Source organism: Roseburia sp. AM59-24XD (genome assembly GCF_003478445.1).
GTDB lineage: Bacteria > Bacillota > Clostridia > Lachnospirales > Lachnospiraceae > Jutongia.
In genome coordinates, this window is the sequence record NZ_QUET01000059.1 from 1 (window position 1) to 4,698 (window position 4,698).

3 protein-coding genes are annotated in these 4,698 nt (G+C 40.6%); all 3 read left to right on the top strand.

All coding sequences use genetic code 11. The features are described 5' to 3' along the window. The first annotated feature begins 111 nt into the window (after nucleotides 1-111). Nucleotides 112-483, top strand: a complete 372-nt coding sequence (locus DXA20_RS15775) for a hypothetical protein (protein WP_118562073.1) — start codon at nucleotides 112-114, stop codon at nucleotides 481-483. Nucleotides 484-611: 128 nt separating this feature from the next. After that, complete coding sequence (locus DXA20_RS15780; RefSeq protein ID WP_118562075.1) at nucleotides 612-3,050, top strand: VirB4-like conjugal transfer ATPase, CD1110 family; 2,439 nt, start codon at nucleotides 612-614, stop codon at nucleotides 3,048-3,050. A gap of 471 nt (nucleotides 3,051-3,521) precedes the next feature. Continuing rightward, nucleotides 3,522-4,565 carry a lysozyme family protein gene (locus DXA20_RS15785; RefSeq protein WP_118562077.1) on the top strand — a complete coding sequence of 348 codons (1,044 nt, stop codon included), beginning with the start codon at nucleotides 3,522-3,524 and terminating at the stop codon, nucleotides 4,563-4,565. The last annotated feature ends 133 nt before the right edge of the window (nucleotides 4,566-4,698 follow it).

The following is a 4,698-nucleotide window of genomic DNA, read 5'->3' on the forward strand; positions in this document are numbered from 1 at the left end:
TATATAATAAAGTGATAAATATCAGTGATCAGTTTATTTTTTTATTGCAAAAAGATTTAGAATTGAAATATCAGTGATCAGTTTATTTTTTTATTGCAAAAAGATTTAGAATTGACATTATGGAAAATATATTATGATAATGATTCTAAAGCTAATACTATTCCTAAATTCCGGAATACTGTCAATGATATGTTGCGAAATTGTAATTGTCCTGATAAGCAAGTGAAAAAACAAAAAGGGAATAGGAAAACTGAAGAGACAGTAAAAATAATGAGAAGGCAATTCTTGGCCCATACTGATATGACAAGAGATGATAGCAGAATTGAAGTATCTGATATGAGTGAATTGTTGGATGTTATGTGCAAAGAATTTAATTGTATTTGTGAAGTTGTTGATGATGATCAGGTGGTGGGCATGTCGAAAAATGAAATTGGAAAACAAAAATATAGTTGTCGAAGGCAGTTGTTATCTTTATATATTTAAAAACAAGATTCGTGATATGAAAATAAAATAGTTTTTTTATTTAATGAACGATAACAATACATTTAGAAAAAGAATTACTTCGGTAGTTCTTTTTTCTTGCCTAAAACAAGAACAGGAGGTTAAAACAAATGCTAAAATTATTCAGAAAGGACTCGCTGACTCCACAGACGGAACGTATTTACAAAGTTCCATTATGTATCCAGGATACGATACCAATCTATCGAATATCAGAAAACGGTATCTTTGAACTGGAGAGTCCGACAAACAAAGACGGAGGAAAAAAGAAGATTCATCAGTTTGACAGGATGTATCTGTTTGAGGATATTAACTTTTCCACGCAGGATGAGGAAGAAAAAGAGGAAACCGGCAAGCGGTTTGAAACGCTGCTCCGGTCAATGAATGTCAGTTACAAGCTCATTGTATCCAATCATTATGCCGACAATGGAAGGCTGCGGGAAGAAATTTTGCAGAAGGCAGTCAGCAAAGAAATGGAGCCGTTGGCGAAAGAATACCACAAACTGATTGAAAAGCGATTGCAGGAAGGTCGGGGAGGTCTTTTGCAATCCCAGTATTTCATTGTCAGTTGCAGAAAGCCGGATTATGAAAGTGCCAGAAATTACTTTAACACCATAGAGTTTTCCATACAGCAGTTATTTCACCGATTGGGGAGCTGCCTGATACCATTAGATGCCACGGAACGCTTGCGAGCATTACACAGTTATTATCGCATGGGTGACGAGGCATCTTTTTCTTTTGACTGGAATGAATATCTGCATCTGAAACGGGACTGGAGAAATGACATTATCAATACTTCTTTGCGGGAGCATCCGGAGTATCTGGAGATGGAGGGCGGAAGCTGTGCCTGTGTGATGTTTATCAGAAAATATCCGAACGGTTTGACAGATCAATTCTTAAATGAACTGACAAACATGGACTTTCCGATCATTTACTCGATGGATGTGGAGCCGCTTGACAATGATGTGGCTTATCAGATGGTGATGAAAAAGTACATGTCCAATGAGCGAAGTATTAACCGTGAGCAGGAGTTGAAAAACGAAAATGGAGATTATTCTACTAACATCAATTACGAGAGGAGAAAGCAGCAAAGAGACACGGAGGAGATGCTTGACCGCATTTCTTCATTTGATGAGCGGCTTCTTTATGTGGGGATCACTATTGTGGTAAAAGCGGATTCCATGGAAGAACTGGAGGAGCGGACAGAAAAGGTGCGTATCATTGGAAAAACACACAACATGGATATTGTTCCACATTCCTATCGACAGCTTGATGCCTTGAATACATCATTGCCGACGGGAGCAAGATTTGTTGATACGATGCGGACAATTACCTCTGAGGAACTTTCCATCTTCATTCCATTTAATGTGCAGGAGATCCATGATGATTTGGGATACTGCTATGGATTTAACAAGGTATCCAAAAATCTGATTATCGGAAACCGTAAATTATTAAAGAATGGAAACGGGATGGTGTTTGGTGTTCCGGGTTCTGGAAAGTCCTATAATGAGAAATCGGAGATGGGGCAGGTGTTATGTTTCTCAAAGGACGATATTATCGTGGTAGATCCAATGGGTGAATACAAAGACATTGCAGCAGCGTGGGGCGGTCAGTATATCAATCTGACACAGTCTGCGGAAAATGTTTTTTATGTCAATCCGTTCTATGTACCGGATGTTGTGCCGGACATTGACCGCTTTGTGGCGGAAAAAGCTGAGTTTGCTTATGCAATCTGTGAGCAGGCATTGAAACCGGTGCCGCTTACCAGCAGACATATCGCTGTAATTGATAAGGCAGTCAGCCATATGTATGAGGAATACTTTAAGAAGCGAAAAGATAAAAGACGGACAAGAAACCGTCCGGAATCCCCGACAATTCCGGTGATGAGAGATTGTATTCTTGAGCATTACGAGGGGAATGAAGCAGCACAGGAGATTGTAGACCAGTTAGAAGTATTTGCAGATGGTACGCTTGACATTTTTGCCAGAGAGCAGTCCATATCCGATGAGAACCGATTTACCGTGTACGGATTTTCGGAACTGGGAAAACGAATGCGGGCAATGGCAATGCTTGTGATGATTGAAAGTATCACGGCTAAAATCAAGTATAATCAGTCGGATGGAGTTGCTACATGGGTTTATGTGGATGAGATGCACGAACTTTGGGGAGAAGAATACAGTTTACATGCACTGGAGAAGATGTGGCGTGAGGTTCGAAAGCGTGGCGGTATCTGTACCGGGATGAGCCAGAATCTGATCGACGCACAGAGAAACCGTTCTACCAAAACAATGGTTTCCAATTCTGAATTTATGCTTTTGCTGGATCAGGGAACAATGGATAAGGAAGCGGTAGAAGATTTGTTTGATATATCTTCCGAGCAGCTTGCCTGTGTGAATGGAGCAGATCCGGGAATGGGACTGATCCGGTTTGGCGATAAGATTGTTCCATTTGATAATACGATGGAAAAAGACAGTAGTCTTTATCAGTTATTTAATACCAATTTTCATGAAATGGTTAATGACAGAAATGCGAAGCAAACATCGAAAAAATAAGAGACAATAAGGGCAGATGAATTGACGAAAATCGTTGAATTATGGCGGGAAAAATGATATATTAGTTGCATGGCGTAAGCCATAGGAAAGTACCCATGACAGGGTGGTAGCCTCCCAACACCGAATGACCGGCTTGCCGGAATACATAGGAAGGGAGGTGGCGCAGATGACAGCTTTTGAAATACTTTCGATTTTCATCGGCATATTAACATTGTTATGTGCCTTTGGTAGTCTTGTTATAGCGTTGCTTGCCTTTCTCAATAAGAGAAACAAGCGAAAATAAAAATGCCTATCCTGTCTGCCAACAGGATAGGCGGTGTCCGTAAGGACATCTAAATTTCCCTGGGAGCATCCACTTTGGAGTGGGTACTTTCCTTTTCTAATATCAATATATCATATTTCCCAAAAACATTCAACAGAAAATCAAAAGAATACATACAGCCCACTGAATATAATTGGAGGTGGCAGCAAATGGATCATCTAGACAAAGAGGTCATTGAATCATTAAGTGAGCCGGCGAAGCGTATGTTCAAAAGTCTGGATTATCGTTCCAAACAGCGAATGTTAAAGAAAGCCAGAGAAATGGCTAAGGCAGAAAAAATGAAACGGCGGAAAAAGAGACGGTTCAAGAAAAAAGGCATTGAAAAACTAAATAAAGGCAAAAAGCAGAAGAAGGGCAGTTCATCCAAAAGTGAGCGTGTCCTTTTTTCTATTCATGAAACAAGGGAACTTATGGTGCAGTCCATGCATCTGATGCTGCTTGGAAGCAGTGTGGCAGATGCTTCTTATGAAGAAAGAAATACGGAGTATACAGAAGACGCACCTATCAGGCTTTCTAAAGAAACTGTCAGAAAAGGTGCACATACAGTAGTGGGCGGCATGAAAACGCTTGTGCATAAAAAGCTGCAAAGCAGGGAAAAAAGAAAGGCTGCAAGAAAGTCAACGGAGAAATCGGCACAGGCTGTTCGATCGGGAGCAAAAGCAGGAGCACAGGTAGGAAAATCTTTGGTAAAGACAATACAAAGTGTTGTTCAGGCAGTAGCGGCAAATCCCGCTGTATGGATAGCACTTCTTTTGATTATTCTTGTGGCAGCTATCGTGGGAGCAATCGGAGCAGTGGTTGGCTCCGGCGGTGCTGCTAATGAATCACAGGACGGAACCTATCAGGCACAGGTATCTGGAAAGACAGAAAGTTTCCGTGAACTTGTCTCGGAATACTGTGAAAAATATGGAATTGAAGATTATGTGGATCTGTGTCTTGCCGTGATTGAACAGGAAAGCGGAGGAACGGAACCGGATATCATGCAGACGGCACAATCCTATTACAATGTGAATCCACCGATTGACAGCGCAGAAGAAAGTATTGACTGCGGAACGCATGAATTGTCGGACTGCCTGACAAAAGCGAAGTGTCAAAGCCCGAATGACATAAAAGGAATTTCCCTTGCCAAGTTAAATGATATGACAGATAAAGAATTCGCAGAGATGGTGTTTGTAGTAACGGAATGGAAATAGTTTTGCTGACAAAGCATGGATATGTATAATGGACTCGTAAATTAAGGCACTGAAAGCGACATTTCTTAATGAATCTGATATACTATAATCACCAAAAGAAAGAAGGTACTTATTATGTCCAGATCAAGAAGAA